Below are 16,322 nucleotides of genomic sequence, written 5' to 3'. Positions count from 1 at the left end.
AAAAACTCCAACAAAGTGAGAGCAGCTTAACTGTGTCGCCGGTCTGTCGTACAGGCTGCGTTTAGTCGCATACTGCGCGGCCAGAATTTCAATGGCTTTACGGAAATCCCCTGCATGAAACGCACACCTCATCTGCTTGCGATCCAGTCTCATGTGGTCTTTGGCCACGCCGGAAACAGCGCCGCCGTGTTCCCCATGCAGCGGGTCGGGGTGAATGTCTGGCCGCTGAACACGGTGCAGTTCTCCAACCACACCCAGTATGGACAGTGGGCGGGCGAAGTGTTGGCACCGCAGCAAATTCCTGCGTTGGTGGAAGGCATTGCCGCCATCGGTGAGCTGGGCAATTGCGATGCAGTGCTGTCCGGCTACCTGGGCAGCGCGGACCAGGGCCGGGCGATTCTCACCGGCGTGGCGCGGATCAAAGCCATCAATCCCAAGGCCCTGTACCTGTGCGACCCGGTCATGGGCCATCCGGAAAAAGGCTGCATCGTGCCCCAGGACGTCAGCGATTTCCTGCTCGACGAAGCCGTTGCCATGGCCGACTTCCTGTGCCCCAACCAACTGGAATTGGACAGCTTTGCCGGGCGCAAGCCGCAGTCGCTGTTCGATTGCCTGGCGATGGCCAAGGCGTTGCTGGCACGCGGGCCAAAGGCCGTGCTGGTCAAACATTTGGATTACCCGGGCAAGTTGCCGGACGGTTTCGAGATGTTGTTGGTGACCGCCGACGGCAGTTGGCACCTGCGTCGGCCGCTGCTGGCCTTCCCGCGCCAACCGGTGGGCGTGGGCGACCTGACGTCGGGGTTGTTCCTGGCGCGAGTGTTGTTGGGCGACAGCCTGTTGGCCGCCTTTGAGTTCACCGCGGCGGCTGTGCACGAAGTGCTGCTGGAAACCCAGGCCTGCGCCAGTTACGAGTTGGAACTGGTGCGGGCCCAGGATCGTATCGCCCACCCACGCGTACGTTTTGAAGCCACGCCGATAGATCTATAAACACACAAAACCCAATGTGGGAGCAGGCAAGCCAGCTCCCACATTTTGATTGGGTTTACAGGTCGGGCTTTGCCGTGTCTCAGCCTTTGATTTCCTGGTAGCGCTTTTCCAGCTCCTGACGAATCTGCCGACGCTGTTGGGCCTGTACAAACCGGCGCTTGTCTTCGCTGTTCTGCGGTTGCAGCGGCGGCACGGCGGCCGGTTTGCGTTGGTCGTCGACGGCTACCATGGTGAAGAAGCAGCTGTTGGTGTGGCGCACAGAGCGTTCACGGATGTTCTCGGTCACCACTTTGATGCCCACTTCCATCGACGTATTGCCGGTGTAGTTGACCGACGCAAGGAACGTCACCAGTTCGCCGACATGGATCGGCTCGCGAAAAATCACCTGATCCACCGACAGCGTCACCACATAGCGACCGGCATAACGGCTTGCGCAGGCGTAGGCCACTTCGTCGAGGTACTTGAGCAGGGTGCCGCCGTGGACATTGCCTGAGAAGTTGGCCATGTCAGGGGTCATCAATACCGTCATCGACAGCTGGGCGTTTCCGGGTTCCATAGCACACTCACGGTTGTAGGCATTGGTTGGGGGCGCACCTCTGCGGGTGCTGGAATCTTTGCAGCGTCATCCTTTACGGGACGCCGGTGGTCGGCTTGCCGTCACGCCTGCACCGATCTGTTTCCATATATTGCACCGGCTTTCTGCTGGAAGTCGCGGTGTTAACCTTCAAAAGCCCATCCCAGGGCAGTTCTTACGATAAAGGCAGACTTTTCCTTCCGCACTTTGCGACGTTTCATGTGCGCGGGCGGAAGTGGGAAAAGCGCCGGTACCCTCAAGGAGCCCCTCGCCATGCACGCCATCAGCTTTATCCAGGACTTGGCCGTGATCATGCTGGTGGCAGGGGTAGTCACTGTCCTGTTTCATCGCCTCAAGCAGCCGGTGGTGCTGGGTTACATCGTTGCCGGCTTCATCATCGGCCCCCACACCCCACCGTTCGGCCTGATCCACGACGAAGACACCATCAAGACCCTCGCCGAGCTCGGGGTGATCTTCCTGATGTTCTGCCTGGGCCTGGAGTTCAGCCTGCGCAAGTTGTTCAAGGTAGGTGCCACGGCGTTTATCGCGGCCTTCCTGGAAATCATCCTGATGATCTGGATCGGCTACGAGATCGGCCGCTGGTTTGACTGGAACACCATGGACTCGCTGTTCCTCGGCGCGATCCTGGCGATTTCCTCGACCACCATCATCGTCAAAGCCCTCAATGATTTGAAGATGAAGAACCAGCGTTTCGCGCAGCTGATTTTCGGCGTGCTGATCGTCGAGGACATTCTTGGCATTGGCATCATTGCCTTGCTGTCGAGCATCGCCGTCAGCGGTACGGTCAGCTCCGGCGAGGTGTTCTCCACGGTCGGCAAGCTCTCGCTGTTCATGATCGTTGCCTTGGTGATCGGCATCTTGCTGGTGCCGCGTCTGCTGGCTTATGTGGCCAAGTTCGAAAGCAACGAGATGCTGCTGATCACCGTGCTGGGCCTATGCTTCGGTTTCTGCCTGCTGGTGGTCAAGCTGGAATACAGCATGGTGTTGGGCGCGTTTTTGATTGGCGCGATCATGGCCGAGTCCAAGCAATTGATTAAGATTGAGCGCCTGATCGAGCCGGTTCGCGACATGTTCAGCGCGATCTTCTTTGTTGCGATTGGCCTGATGATCGACCCGCAGATCCTGTTGCAATACGCCTGGCCCATCGCGGTGATCACCGTGGCAGTGGTGCTCGGCAAGATGTTGTCCTGCGGCCTCGGCGCATTTATCGCCGGTAATGACGGCCGCACCTCACTGCGCGTGGGCATGGGGCTGTCACAGATTGGCGAGTTTTCCTTCATCATCGCCGCGCTGGGCATGACCTTGCAGGTGACCAGTGACTTCCTGTATCCGGTGGCGGTCGCCGTTTCGGCGATCACCACGCTGCTGACGCCTTACCTGATTCGCGGTGCTGATCCGCTGTCGCTGAAGATCGCGGCGGTGATGCCCAAGCGCATGAGCCGGGTATTCGGTATGTACGGCGAGTGGCTGCGCAGCATTCAGCCTCAGGGCGAGGGCGCGATGCTGGCGTCGATGATCCGCAGAATCATCCTGCAAGTCGGCGTGAACCTGGCGCTGGTAATCGCGATTTTCTTCGCCGGCAGTTTTTTTGCGGCGCGCATTGGTGGGTATCTGGAAGGTTGGATCAATGATCCGAGCTGGCAGAAGGCATTGATCTGGGGCGGGGCGTTGCTGTTGTCGCTGCCGTTTTTGATTGCGGCGTACCGCAAGCTCAAGGCGCTGTCGATGTTGCTGGCGGAGATGAGCGTCAAGCCGGAAATGGCTGGGCGGCATACCCAGCGGGTGCGGCGGGTGATTGCCGAGCTGATCCCGATTCTGTCGCTGCTGGTGATCTTCCTGCTACTGGCAGCCTTGTCGGCCAGTATTCTGCCGACCAACAAGTTGCTGCTACTGATTGCCGTAGTCACGGCGGCGGTGGCGGCGGTGCTCTGGCGCTGGTTCATCCGCGTGCATACGCGGATGCAGGTGGCTTTGCTGGAGACGCTGGATAACCACAAGGATACGCCGGAGCACTGATGTGGGCCGCTCGCGGCCTGGCGGGACAAGCCCGCTCACCACAGGGATCATGTCTCAGCTTTCGAGCCAGACGTCCCGCGCCCAGTGCCAGACCGATTCCCAGGTTTCTTCCTGGACGAGCTCTTCTTCGCTGGACCACAGCACCACGGTGCCGTCTTCTTCGACGCAGTAGTAGTCGTCGCCGTCCTGGCAGATCGGGATCAGGCTGCGGTTAACGCCTGCATCCCAGGCGTTAGCGGCCACGTCCGGCAGGTAGGTGTGGGATTGCGGGTCGGTGACGGTCACCGGCTCCAGGCTGCCGTATACAACATCGCTGACGGTCAGCAGGAATTCACGGAAGACAAACGGGATGTCGATGAACAGTTGTTCTTCGATTTCCACCAGTTGATCTTCGTCAGGCAGTTCCAGAGGAACCGGGACCGGTTCGTTGGCTTCACGCAATTGTTCGATGATTTCTTCCACGGCCGGGATCCTCTTGCTAGATGGCGCGGTTTATAGGGGCGTTTTATACAGTAGCTCGCTATAAGTGCAACCGTGAAATAGAAAACCCCGGACATGAGATATGTCCGGGGTTTTTTGTTACGGCTTGCAAGCGCGGGGGTATCAGCCGTTCTGGCGGATACCGGCGACCAGCCAAGGCTGGTTTTCGCCTTGAGGGCGTTCCATGTTCCAGCTTTCGCTGAACACTTCGCCCTGGTCGAAGCGCGAGGTCTTCGACACACCACTGAAGGTCAGGGTGGCGATGGTCTTGTCGGTGCGATCATCCACACCGTCCAGCTGTACGCGCAGGTCGTCGATGTAGGTCGACTGGAACGCGTCGCCGATCTCGGCGCGTTCGCGCTTGAGGAACTCCAGCAGTTGGGGGGTCACGAACTCGGCGATCTTGTCCATTTCGTTGGCGTCCCAGTGTTGCTGCAGGGACTGGAAGTGGCTACGGGCCGCTTCGACGAAACGCTCTTCGTTGAACCAGGCCGGTGCGTTGATCACCGGACGGGCCGCAGCAGGTGCTGCCGAACCACCGAAGATCGAACCCATGGCTGGCTTCTGCTCGAACACTTCACGCTGCATCGGCGCGCCGGCTGGAGCCATGTGCTCCTGCTGCTTGCGACGACGGGCGGCGATAAAACGGAAGACCAGGAAGGCGATGACGGCCATGATCAGGATGTCGAAGATCTGCATGCCCTGGAAGCCGCCGCCCATGAACATGGAGGCGAGCAGGCCACCGGCCGCGATGCCGGCCAGAGGGCCCAACCAGCGCGACGCACCGCCGGCTTTGGCCGCGGCGCCTGCAGCACCGGCTGCGCCTGCAGTAGCGGCAGCACCGCCTGCACCGGCGGATGGAGCCATTTGGCTGGTCTGGTGAGTCGGCGCCGCGCCCGAGCTTTTGCCGCCACCGAAGCGTTTGGCGTTGGCGTCGAGGCTCATCGTCAGGCCGATGCACAACGCCATGGCGATGCTAAGAAAACGTTTCATAAAGGGAATTCCCATTTGTGGATTGCACGCGCGCCATGTTGCACAGGTGTAGTGACAGTGGCTAGCGGCATAATGTTTCGGGCTTTTGCGTAGGACCGATTCCGAAAGGTCTGTAGGACTAATGGAAGATATTGGCCCGCGCTCGTTAAAAACAAGGGCGGGCCAATAAGCTTCATGTAGGCAAATGTTTCAGACGGCTTCGAGCTTCGCGTAACCCATCATCAGCCACTTGCTGCCTTCGGCGAAGTTCACCTGCACCCGTGCCTGGGCGCCGGCACCCTCGAAGTTGAGGATGACGCCTTCGCCGAACACGGAATGCCTGACCTGCTGGCCAAGGCTGAACTGGGTTTCCGGAATTTCGGAACCGGCAAACATGCTGCTGGAGTTCTGCTGCTGGCCACCGCCGAACGGGCGGCTGACGCTGTTGGACAGGCGCACTTCCTGGATCAGGCCCTTCGGCACTTCACGTACGAAGCGCGACACCTTGTTGTAGGTCTCGCTGCCGTACAGGCGTCGGGTCTCGGCGTAGGTCATTACCAGGTTCTGCATCGCCCGGGTGATGCCCACGTAGGCCAGGCGCCGTTCTTCTTCAAGGCGGCCGGGCTCTTCCAGGCTCATCTTGTGCGGGAACAGGCCTTCTTCCATGCCCACCAGGAATACATACGGGAACTCCAGGCCCTTGGCGCTGTGCAAGGTCATCAGCTGGATGCTGTCTTCATGCTCATCGGCCTGGGTGTCGCCGGCTTCCAGGGAGGCATGGCCGAGGAAAGCGGCGAGCGGGGTCAGCTCTTCGTCTTCCTCGGTGTTTTCGAATGCACGGGCGGCGCTGACCAGTTCCTCAAGGTTTTCTACCCGTGCCTGGCCTTTTTCGCCTTTTTCCGCTTCGTGATAGGCGATCAGCCCGGACTGCTCGATCACGGTCTGAGTCATCAAGTGCAGTGGCATTTCCATGCACTTGGCGGCCAGGTTCTCGATCAGCTCGACAAATACGCCCAGCGCACCGGCGGCACGGCCGGTCAGGCCTTTGTTGGCGATCAGCAAGCGCATCGCTTCCCACATCGACACATCGGCGTGGCGCGCATGGTCGCGGATCGCTTCGACGGTTTTTTCGCCGATGCCACGGGCCGGGATATTGATCACCCGCTCCAGCGCCGCATCGTTGCCGCGACCTTCCAGCAAGCGCAGGTAGGCCATGGCGTTCTTGATTTCGGCGCGCTCGAAGAAGCGCTGGCCGCCATAGATGCGGTACGGGATACGTTCGCGCAATAAGGCTTCTTCCAATACCCGCGATTGGGCGTTGGAGCGATACAGGATGGCGATGTCGCTGCGTGAGAGGCCAGTTTTCAACGCGCTTTCGATGGTTTCCACCACGTAGCGCGCTTCATCATGCTCGTTGAAGGCGGCGTACAGGTTGATCGCTTCGCCTTCGCCGCCGTCGGTCCACAGTTCTTTACCCATGCGCCCGGTGTTGTTGGCGATCAAGGCGTTGGCGGCCTTGAGGATACCGGCGGTAGAGCGGTAGTTCTGCTCCAGGCGGATGGTGATCGCGTCCGGGAAGTCGTCGGAATACTGATAGATGTTCTCGATTTTCGCGCCGCGCCAGCCATAGATCGACTGGTCGTCGTCACCCACCACCATCAGGCTGTCGCCGCCCTTGGCCAGCAGGCGCAACCAGGCGTACTGCACGGCGTTGGTGTCCTGGAACTCATCCACCAGAATGTGGCGGAAGCGTTTCTGGTAATGGGCCAGCAAACCGGGGTTGTCGCGCCACAGGTCGAGGGCGCGCAGCAGCAGCTCGGAGAAGTCGATCACGCCAGCGCGTGCGCAGGCAGCCTCGTAGGCTTCATAGATGCTGCGCATGGTCGCCAGGAACAAGTCGCCGCTGGCCTGGATATGCTGCGGGCGCAGGCCTTCGTCTTTCTGCCCGTTGATAAACCACTGCGCCTGGCGCACGGGCCAACGCTGTTCGTCGAGGCCCAGCTCGCGGATCACGCGCTTGACCAGGCGTTGCTGGTCATCGCTGTCGAGGATCTGGAAGGTCTGGGCGAGGCCTGCCTCCTGCCAATGGGCCCGCAGCAGGCGGTGCGCCAGGCCGTGGAAGGTGCCCACCCACATGCCGGCCGGGCTGATGCCCATCAGCTGTTCGATGCGGTGACGCATCTCGGCAGCGGCCTTGTTGGTGAACGTCACCGACAGGATGGAATGCGGGGACGCGTTTTCGACCTGGATCAACCAGGCGATACGGTGCACCAGCACTCGGGTTTTACCGGAGCCAGCACCGGCCAGGACCAACTGACGGCCAACGGGGGCCGCTACGGCCTGGCGTTGGGCATCGTTGAGGGAGTTAAGCAAAAGAGAGAGATCATCGCGCATCGGCGCATTCTAGGGTGCTGGGGGGAGTCGGGCAAATCCCAATGCCGGGTGGTCGATGGAAAATATCCAGCGCAGTCTGGGGCGGCTCAACATTCTGCCCAGGGTGATGACCGGTCGGTCAATGGCCACAGCCCGCGCAGGGTCTCGCTGAAGCTGTCTGGCGCCGAGCTTTGCGCCGTGTGACCGCGCAGTTTTATGACATGGAGCAGTTTGGCCCGGGCGCTTGCTTGTGTATGCTCCGTCGACGTTTCGGGCTCACCATTATAAGAACATTGCCTATGACCCTCAGCACCGACCTGCTTGGCCCCTCGATGGCGCCCGCGCAGGTTATCCGCAAACATTACGCCACTGAGATGGCGGTTGAGCGCACGCGCCTGCTGTATCAGGGCTCGCTGCTGCCGACCCTATTAATGTTGGTGAACGGCCTGGTCTGCGCCTGGCTGCTGTGGAACCCCAAGCAATACCTGTTGGACAGCATCTGGTTGGTCTGGCTGCTGGCCCTGGTGGCCATGCGCGTTATCCAGGTGGCGGCCTTTGATTCAGCCATGCCCAGCCGTCAGGCCCAGCCAATCTGGCGGCGCATGTTCATGCTCGGCTCGGCGGTCAGTGGCCTGACGCTGGCAACTGCGGCCATCGCCCTGGCACCGGTGAACAGCTTCATGCAGCAAGCCTGGGTGTTCGGCCTGATCGGCGCTGCGACGTTGTCGGCCAGCGTGGCCTACGCCGTGAGCCTGCCGGCGTTTCTATCCTTCGCCGTGCCGTGCCTGGTGCCGTCCATTGTCTACTTGTTGTGGGATGGCAGCCCGCAGCAACAAGGCTGGGGTGTACTCGGCCTGATCCTGTTGGTGTCGCTGAACCTGGTGGCCTGGCAGGTCAACCGCCTGATCCAGCGTGAACTCCTGCGGCGTTTCCAGAACCAGGCCTTGATCGCGCATCTCCAGCAGGCGCAGCAGCGCAGCGAGCAGTTGAATCAGGACTTGGTGCGTGAAGTCGAGCAGCGTCGTCAGGTCGAGCAGGAGCTTCGTGAAGCTCAGATCGGCCTGCAGGACCGCGTGGCGCAACGCAGCCAGGAACTGGACGTCGCCAGCCTTGCGCTGAATAAGAGCGAAGCGCGCCTGGCCATGGCCCTGCAAGCCAGCGAACTCGGCCTGTGGGACTGGAACCTGCAAACCGACGAAGTCCACCACACCCAGCTTAAAGAGTTGTTCGGCCTGGAGCCGGAGTACGTCACGGCCATGCTCGGCCACCTCAAGCCGCGCCTGCACCCGGATGACTTGCCGCTGCTCAAGCGTGCGCTGGTGGAACACCTCAAGGGGCGCACCGAGGATTACCAGGTGGAATACCGCGTGCGCCATGGCGATGGGCACTGGGTGTGGATCGAAGACCGTGGCCGCGCGGTGGAGCGTGCGCCCAGTGGGCGCGTGATTCGAATGCTCGGCACGCGGCGTGACATCAGCGCCGGCAAGGCCCTTGAAGAACAACAACGGCTGGCCTCGACCGTATTTGAAGCCGCCAGCGAAGGCATCGTGATCCTCGATCCGAATTACGCGCTGATCGCGGTCAACCAGGCCTTCAGTCGCGTCACCGGCTTTGACATCGACGACATGCTCGGTCGCAACGTGGTAGAGCTACCCAGCAGCCGCGATGCCCGGCGTCACTTCCCGGTGATCCGCCAAGCCTTGCTCAGCCACGGCACCTGGCAGGGCGAACTGGTGGAAACACGCAAGAACGGCGAGCTTTATCCGCAGTGGCTGCAACTGAATGTGGTGCGCGATGTTCGCGGAAACGTCAGTCATATCGTGGGCTTCTTCGCTGATCTGTCGGCGCGGCGCGAGTCCGAGGAGCGCATGCGCTACCTCACCCATTACGACGAGTTGACCGGGTTGGCGAACCGCTCGCTGTTCCGCGAACGCTTGCGCGAAGCCCACCAGCGCGTGCGCCAGGGCGGGCGCAGCCTGGCGTTGCTGCATATCAATCTGGATCGCTTCAAGCTGCTCAATGACAGCCTGGGCCATGAAGTGGCGGACCAGTTGCTGCAAAAAATGGCGCGCCGGTTGATCAATGCCTTGCCCGAAGCCGACACCATTGCACGCCTGTCCGGCGATGAATTTGCCGTGTTGTTCGACGCCTACGGCAGCCTGTCGAGCCTGGCGCGGGTAGCCACGCGGCTGCTGGCCAAGCTGCGGGTACCCGTGACGGTGGAGGGGCATGAGCTGGTGGTCAGTGCCTCAATGGGCGTCAGCCTGCTGCCCGACAATGCGCGGGAAATTTCCGAGCTGGTCAGCCAATCAAACATGGCCATGCAACACGCCAAGCACTTGGGCGGCAACAACTTCCAGTTCTACACCGATAGCCTGCAAGCCAGCACCCTAGAGCGTCTGCAGTTGGAAAACCATCTGCGTAAAGCCATTGATGAGCGCCAGCTTTCGGTGTTCTACCAACCGAAGCTGTGCCTGGTCACGGGCAGGCTGAACGCTGCCGAGGCGTTGGTTCGTTGGGAGCACCCACAGTGGGGGATGGTGCCGCCCTGCGACTTTATCGGCCTGGCCGAAGAAACGGGCCTGATCGTGCCGCTGGGCGAATTCGTGTTGCGCCAGGCTTGTTGGCAAGCCTGTGAATGGCAGCGCCAGGGGTTGGCGCCGATTCGGGTGTCGGTGAACCTGTCGGTGCACCAGTTACGCCAGGGCAAGCTGGTTAGCCTGGTGCGTCAGGTGCTGGAAGAAACCGGCCTGGACCCGCAATACCTGGAGCTGGAACTGACCGAGAGCCAACTGCTCGACAGCGTCGAACACATCATCGCCACCTTCCAGCAGCTGCGGGACCTGGGGGTGAAGCTGGCCATCGACGACTTTGGCACGGGTTATTCGTCCCTCAGCTACCTCAAGCGCATCCCTGTGGACTACGTAAAGATCGACCAGACCTTTATTCGTGGGCTTGGGCAAGGGCGCGAGGATGCAGCCATCACCCGAGCCATCATCGCCATGGCCCACGGCTTGGCACTCAAGGTCGTGGCCGAAGGCGTGGAAGATCAGCAGCAGTTGGATTTCCTGCGGGCGGAGCGTTGTGACGAAGTGCAGGGCTATTTGATCAGCCGCCCCATGCAGGCTGACGGGCTGGCAGATTTGTTACGGAAAAATGCAGATTTTCCTTAGCGACGCCAAGGGCGCCCGAGTGGCTACAAAGCTCCTGGCCTTTGAATATCAGGGGGCCAGGGCAATTTAGTGATGCGTCGGACGGGCAAAACGACAATTCTTGTAGTATAACTACAAGCTTGCTACATCCCCTGGCCCTGCCAATAACAAGAGTCCGTCCTTTGAACCTGTTGCAACATATCGCCCAGTCGCGCCACCTGTTACGCAAATCGGAACTCAAGGTTGCCGATCACGTGCTGCTTGACCCTGCGGCTGTGATGCACAGTTCCATGGCCGACCTGGCCCACAGCGTGGGTATCAGCGAACCGACCATCGTGCGCTTCTGCCGAGCCATCGGTTGCTCCGGGTTCCAGGACTTGAAACTCAAGCTGGCCCAGAGCCTGGCCGCCGGTGCCAGCTTCGGGCAGTTTGCGATTCACGAAGACGACTCCGTCGCCGACTACAGCCTCAAGATCTTCGATACCACCTTGCACACCCTCATGGAAGTGCGTGAAAAACTCGACCCGGTGGAGCTGCAAAAGGCCGTGACGGCCATGTCCCAGGCCCAGCGTGTGGAGTTCTACGGTTTTGGTGCGTCCGGCGCGGTGGCGGCAGATGCCCAGCACAAATTCTTTCGCTTGCTGCTGACGGCAGCGGCCTACAGCGACCCGCACATGCAGGCGATGTCGGCGGTGACCTTGAAGCCGACCGACGTAGCGATCTGTATTTCCCAGTCCGGCCGTTCCAAAGACCTGCTGATCACCGCCAATCTGGTGCGTGAAAGCGGCGCGTCGTTGATCACCTTGTGCCCGAGCCAGACACCATTGGCCGAACTGTCCACGGTCAACCTGGCGATTGACGTGCATGAAGACACCGAAATCTACACCCCGCTGACCTCGCGCATTGCCCACCTGGTAGTGATCGACGTGCTGGCGATGGGCGTGGCCATGGCGCGCGGGCCGAGCCTGGTCAACCACCTCAAGAGTGTGAAGCGCAGCTTGCGCAGCCTGCGGTTGTCGCCCAAGTCCGTCAAAGCCCTCGACGACTGATTCCAAATGTGGGTGGGGGCAAGCCCCCTCCCACATTGGCATCTCCTGTGTATCCAGAATCTTCATCAGGTTGTCATCGCCACGTCATCCGCCAACGCCATTCTGAACTCCCGTACTCGCATTGGGAGATTCCAAATGGCCCGTCCCTACGAAGACAGCAACAGCGCCGTAAAAACCCGTCGTCAGCAGGAAGACCAGCGCCGCATGGCGTTCCGTCGCGCAATTGAAGACCGTTGCCAGGAGCGCCAACTGCTCCAGAGCATCAGTGATTACCCGGAACTCCACTGGCAGGCACCCGCGGCTGCCCAGCGAAGCGTTCAGCCAGCGCGCTGATCTGCACCCGCTCGCTGCGGATAAAGCCCAGGAACGCATGGGCCACCGGTGACAGGCGCTTGGCCTTGGCCTGCACCAGGCACCAGCTGCGGTACAGCGGCAGCTCCTCCACCGGCAGCTCCTTGAGCCCGCCGGTGGCCAGTTCCATATTCACCGCATGCCGCGTCAGCAAGGCCACACCCAGGCCTGCGCAGACGCATTCGCGCTGAGCCTCGGCCGAGGCCACTTCCACCGTCTGGGTGAAGTGCACACGTTTCTCCTTGAAGTATTCCTCGCAGGCCATTCGCGTGCCGGAGCCCGGTTCACGGATGAGCAGGGTGTAGGGTTCCAGGTCTTGCAGACGCAGCGGTCCTTGCAGGCTCAAGGGATGATCCGGCAGTGCCACCGCGACAATCGGGTTGTTGAGAAACGGCAGGAATTCCAGGCCCATGTCCTGGGGGACCATGGACATGATCACCAGGTCGTCGCGGTTGTCGGAAAGCCGCCGGATCACCTGGGCGCGGTTGACCACCGTCAGGTGCAGTTGCACTTCTGGATGCTGGCGCTTGAACGCGGCAAACAGATGCGGCACGAAGTACTTGGCGCTGGACTCAATCGCGAGCTTCAGTTGGCCTTGCAGTGAACCTTGCATGTCCGACAGCTGCATATCGAGGTTTTCCAGGCGCCCGAAAATGTCGCGGCTGGCCCGTTGCAGCGCTTCAGCGGCCTCGGTCATGTAGAGTTTTTTGCCGACATAATCGAACAACGGCTGGCCGATCAGTTCCTCCAGCTGCCGAATTTGCAGGCTCACGGCCGGTTGCGTGAGGGACATTTCCTCGGCGGCGCGGCTGTATGAACGCAAATCGCACACTTCATTGAAAATCTGCAATTGACGCAATGTCATACGCATCAATGACTTACGCATAATTCAAATACCCATCCCGGCCGTAATGCGCTGACTATAAGTCTTTACTTATACACAACCCAATAATTATTGATTTTTGTTAATCCCTGCTGGGGCTTAGTGTGTGTCTCGCGACTGTCATGAAACATTTAGTCACGCGCCGACCCGGCTCCAGCGGGTCGAAGAACGCAGCAATCGGCTCAAGGGAATTTCCAAGTGATAAAAAAGATCCTGATCGCCAACCGTGGTGAAATTGCCGTACGCATCGTGCGTGCCTGCGCCGAGATGGGCATTCGCTCGGTTGCGGTCTATTCCGACGCCGACCGCCACGCGTTGCACGTTAAACGTGCCGACGAAGCCCACAGCATCGGTGCCGAGCCTCTAGCCGGTTACCTGAACCCGCGCAAGCTGGTGAACCTGGCCGTGGAAACCGGTTGTGATGCGCTGCACCCCGGCTACGGCTTCCTGTCGGAAAACGCCGAACTGGCAGACATCTGCGCCGAACGTGGGATCAAGTTCATCGGCCCGTCCGCGGAAGTGATCCGCCGCATGGGCGACAAGACCGAAGCGCGCCGCAGCATGATCAAGGCCGGTGTACCGGTGACTCCGGGTACCGAAGGCAACGTCGCCGACATCGCCGAAGCCCTCACCGAAGGCGACCGCATTGGTTACCCGGTGATGCTCAAGGCCACTTCCGGTGGTGGCGGTCGCGGGATTCGGCGTTGCAACAGTCGCGCAGAACTTGAACAAGCCTTCCCCCGCGTTATCTCCGAAGCCACCAAGGCCTTTGGTTCGGCGGAAGTGTTCCTGGAAAAATGCATCGTTAATCCCAAGCACATCGAGGCGCAGATCCTCGGTGACAGCTTTGGCAACGTGGTGCACCTGTTCGAGCGTGATTGCTCGATCCAGCGCCGCAACCAGAAGCTTATCGAAATTGCCCCAAGCCCACAGTTGACCCCTGAACAGCGCGCCTACATCGGCGACCTGTCGGTGCGTGCCGCCAAGGCCGTGGGCTACGAGAACGCCGGTACCGTGGAGTTCCTGCTCGCCGAGGGCGAGGTGTACTTCATGGAGATGAACACCCGGGTGCAGGTGGAACACACCATCACCGAGGAAATCACTGGGATCGACATCGTTCGTGAGCAGATCCGCATTGCCTCGGGCCTGCCGCTGTCGGTGAAACAGGAAGACATCCAGCACCGTGGCTTTGCGTTGCAGTTCCGTATCAACGCCGAAGACCCGAAGAACAACTTCCTCCCCAGCTTCGGCAAGATCACCCGTTATTACGCGCCCGGCGGCCCCGGCGTGCGCACCGACACGGCGATCTACACCGGCTACACCATCCCGCCGTTCTACGATTCCATGTGCCTCAAATTGGTGGTGTGGGCGTTGACTTGGGAAGAAGCCATGGACCGCGGCCTGCGTGCCCTGGACGACATGCGCCTGCAAGGCGTGAAGACCACCGCCGCCTACTACCAGGAAATCCTGCGCAATCCGGAATTCCGCAGCGGCCAGTTCAATACCAGCTTTGTGGAAAGCCACCCTGAGCTGACCAACTACTCGATCAAGCGCAAACCCGAAGAGCTGGCCCTGGCCATCGCCGCCGCCATCGCCGCCCACGCAGGCCTGTGAGGAATACAACAATGTCCAAGAAAATCTTTGTCACCGACACCATCCTGCGCGACGCCCACCAATCGTTGCTGGCGACCCGCATGCGCACTGACGACATGCTGCCGATCTGCGACAAGCTCGACAAAGTCGGCTACTGGTCCCTGGAAGTCTGGGGCGGCGCGACCTTCGACGCCTGCGTACGCTTTTTGAAAGAAGACCCGTGGGAGCGCCTGCGCCAACTGCGCGCCGCGTTGCCTAACACCCGCCTGCAAATGCTGCTGCGTGGCCAGAACCTGCTGGGCTACCGCCACTACAGCGACGATGTGGTCAAGGCCTTCGTCGCCAAAGCCGCCGTGAATGGCATCGACGTGTTCCGCATCTTCGATGCGATGAACGACGTGCGGAACCTGCGCGTGGCCATCGAAGCGGTGAAAGCCGCCGGCAAACATGCCCAGGGCACCATTGCCTACACCACCAGCCCGGTGCACACCATCGATGCATTTGTGGCCCAGGCCAAGCAGTTGGAATCCATGGGGTGCGACTCGATCGCGATCAAGGACATGGCCGGCCTGCTGACGCCGTACGCCACCGGCGAACTGGTCAAGGCGCTGAAGGCCGAGCAGAACCTGCCGATCTTCATCCACTCCCACGACACCGCCGGCCTGGCTGCGATGTGCCAACTCAAGGCCATCGAAAACGGTGCCGACCATATCGACACCGCCATCTCCAGCTTCGCCTGGGGCACCAGCCACCCGGGTACCGAGTCGATGGTCGCCGCCCTTAAAGGCAGCGAATTCGACACCGGCCTCGACCTGGAGCTGCTGCAAGAGATCGGCCTGTACTTCTATGCCGTGCGCAAAAAGTACCACCAGTTCGAAAGTGAATTCACCGCGGTCGACACCCGTGTGCAAGTCAACCAGGTACCGGGCGGGATGATCTCCAACCTGGCCAACCAGTTGAAAGAGCAGGGCGCCCTCAACCGTATGAGCGAAGTGCTGGCCGAAATCCCGCGTGTGCGTGAAGACCTCGGCTTCCCGCCGCTGGTGACGCCAACGTCGCAGATCGTCGGCACCCAGGCGTTCTTCAACGTGCTGGCCGGTGAGCGCTACAAGACCATCACCAACGAAGTGAAGCTCTACCTGCAAGGCGGCTACGGCAAAGCGCCGGGCACCGTTAACGAGAAGCTGCGTCGCCAGGCCATCGGCAGCGAAGAAGTGATCGACGTGCGCCCGGCCGACCTGCTCAAGCCGGAAATGACCAAGCTGCGCGGTGAAATCGGCGCACTGGCCAAGTCCGAAGAAGACGTGCTGACCTACGCGATGTTCCCGGATATCGGGCGCAAGTTCCTCGAAGAGCGCGATGCCGGCACCTTGGCCCCCGAAGTGCTGCTGCCGATCCCTGAAGCCGGCGGCTTAGCCCGTGCCGGTGGTGAAGGTGTGCCGACCGAGTTCGTCATTGATGTGCACGGCGAAAGCTACCGCGTGGACATTACCGGTGTCGGCGTGAAAGCCGAAGGCAAGCGTCACTTCTACCTGTCCATCGACGGCATGCCGGAAGAAGTGGTGTTCGAACCGCTCAACGAATTTGTCGGCGGCGGCAGCAGCAAGCGCAAGCAGGCCAGCGAGCCGGGCCATGTCAGCACGGCGATGCCGGGCAATATCGTCGACGTGCTGGTCAAGGAAGGCGACGTGGTCAAGGCCGGTCAGGCTGTGTTGATCACCGAAGCCATGAAGATGGAAACCGAAGTGCAGGCATCGATTGCCGGCAAGGTAACCGCCGTTCATGTGGCCAAGGGCGACCGGGTGAACCCTGGCGAAATCCTGATTGAAATCGAAGGCTGATACAGCCTTCGACACTACCGTTTAATCCTC

Annotated in this window: 12 protein-coding genes; 7 read left to right on the top strand and 5 right to left on the bottom strand. The window is 60.7% G+C overall.

Translation table 11 applies throughout. The features are described 5' to 3' along the window. The first annotated feature begins 114 nt into the window (after positions 1 to 114). A complete protein-coding gene (gene pdxY, locus DNK50_RS03065) occupies positions 115 to 987 on the top strand; it encodes a pyridoxal kinase PdxY (RefSeq protein WP_099586084.1) in 873 nt (290 codons plus the stop codon). A 79-nt stretch (positions 988 to 1,066) separates the two neighbouring features. Here pdxY and DNK50_RS03060 read toward each other — a convergent pair whose 3' ends face one another. Then, a complete protein-coding gene (locus DNK50_RS03060) occupies positions 1,067 to 1,543 on the bottom strand; it encodes an acyl-CoA thioesterase (protein ID WP_028618540.1) in 477 nt (158 codons plus the stop codon). A gap of 291 nt (positions 1,544 to 1,834) precedes the next feature. On the opposite strand from DNK50_RS03060, the gene DNK50_RS03055 reads away from it, so the two are divergent. After that, positions 1,835 to 3,598: a cation:proton antiporter gene (locus tag DNK50_RS03055; RefSeq protein ID WP_099586083.1), complete on the top strand. Its 1,764-nt coding sequence runs from the start codon at positions 1,835 to 1,837 to the stop codon at positions 3,596 to 3,598. A gap of 54 nt (positions 3,599 to 3,652) precedes the next feature. On the opposite strand, the gene DNK50_RS03050 is transcribed toward DNK50_RS03055, so the two are convergent. The 3 genes from DNK50_RS03050 to uvrD form a co-directional block, all read right to left on the bottom strand. Beyond that, positions 3,653 to 4,060 carry an SMI1/KNR4 family protein gene (locus DNK50_RS03050; protein WP_112192799.1) on the bottom strand — a complete coding sequence of 136 codons (408 nt, stop codon included), beginning with the start codon at positions 4,058 to 4,060 and terminating at the stop codon, positions 3,653 to 3,655. Between the two features lie 141 nt (positions 4,061 to 4,201). Beyond that, entirely contained in the window at positions 4,202 to 5,071 is an 870-nt protein-coding gene (locus DNK50_RS03045; protein ID WP_112192798.1) for a Tim44 domain-containing protein, read from the bottom strand. A 189-nt stretch (positions 5,072 to 5,260) separates the two neighbouring features. Then, positions 5,261 to 7,444 carry a DNA helicase II gene (gene uvrD, locus DNK50_RS03040; RefSeq protein WP_099586080.1) on the bottom strand — a complete coding sequence of 728 codons (2,184 nt, stop codon included), beginning with the start codon at positions 7,442 to 7,444 and terminating at the stop codon, positions 5,261 to 5,263. 278 nt (positions 7,445 to 7,722) lie between these two features. On the opposite strand from uvrD, the gene DNK50_RS03035 reads away from it, so the two are divergent. The 3 genes from DNK50_RS03035 to DNK50_RS03025 all read left to right on the top strand — a co-directional run bounded on the left by DNK50_RS03035 (position 7,723) and on the right by DNK50_RS03025 (position 11,957). Further along, on the top strand, positions 7,723 to 10,596 hold the full coding sequence (locus DNK50_RS03035) for a bifunctional diguanylate cyclase/phosphodiesterase (protein WP_112192797.1): 2,874 nt from the start codon (positions 7,723 to 7,725) through the stop codon (positions 10,594 to 10,596). A gap of 161 nt (positions 10,597 to 10,757) precedes the next feature. Continuing rightward, the gene (hexR, locus tag DNK50_RS03030; RefSeq protein ID WP_003177007.1) at positions 10,758 to 11,624 is read left to right on the top strand and encodes a transcriptional regulator HexR; all 867 of its coding nucleotides are present in this window, start codon (positions 10,758 to 10,760) and stop codon (positions 11,622 to 11,624) included. A gap of 135 nt (positions 11,625 to 11,759) precedes the next feature. Then, positions 11,760 to 11,957: a PA3496 family putative envelope integrity protein gene (locus DNK50_RS03025; RefSeq protein WP_099586078.1), complete on the top strand. Its 198-nt coding sequence runs from the start codon at positions 11,760 to 11,762 to the stop codon at positions 11,955 to 11,957. Here the strand turns inward: DNK50_RS03025 and DNK50_RS03020 are convergent. Continuing rightward, positions 11,887 to 12,861 (bottom strand): LysR family transcriptional regulator, encoded by a 975-nt coding sequence (locus DNK50_RS03020; RefSeq protein ID WP_112192796.1) that lies wholly within the window; start codon positions 12,859 to 12,861, stop codon positions 11,887 to 11,889. The genes DNK50_RS03025 and DNK50_RS03020 overlap by 71 nt on opposite strands. Before the next feature lie 195 nt (positions 12,862 to 13,056). On the opposite strand from DNK50_RS03020, the gene DNK50_RS03015 reads away from it, so the two are divergent. Both DNK50_RS03015 and oadA read left to right on the top strand, forming a co-directional pair. Continuing rightward, the gene (locus tag DNK50_RS03015; RefSeq protein ID WP_112192795.1) at positions 13,057 to 14,472 is read left to right on the top strand and encodes an acetyl-CoA carboxylase biotin carboxylase subunit; all 1,416 of its coding nucleotides are present in this window, start codon (positions 13,057 to 13,059) and stop codon (positions 14,470 to 14,472) included. An 11-nt stretch (positions 14,473 to 14,483) separates the two neighbouring features. Then, positions 14,484 to 16,292, top strand: a complete 1,809-nt coding sequence (gene oadA / locus DNK50_RS03010; protein WP_112192794.1) for a sodium-extruding oxaloacetate decarboxylase subunit alpha — start codon at positions 14,484 to 14,486, stop codon at positions 16,290 to 16,292. The last annotated feature ends 30 nt before the right edge of the window (positions 16,293 to 16,322 follow it).

Origin of the sequence: Pseudomonas sp. LG1E9 (genome assembly GCF_003290225.1) — a bacterium.
Classification (GTDB): Bacteria; Pseudomonadota; Gammaproteobacteria; order Pseudomonadales; family Pseudomonadaceae; genus Aquipseudomonas; species Aquipseudomonas cyclaminis.
This window is presented reverse-complemented; position numbering and strand designations above follow the sequence as displayed.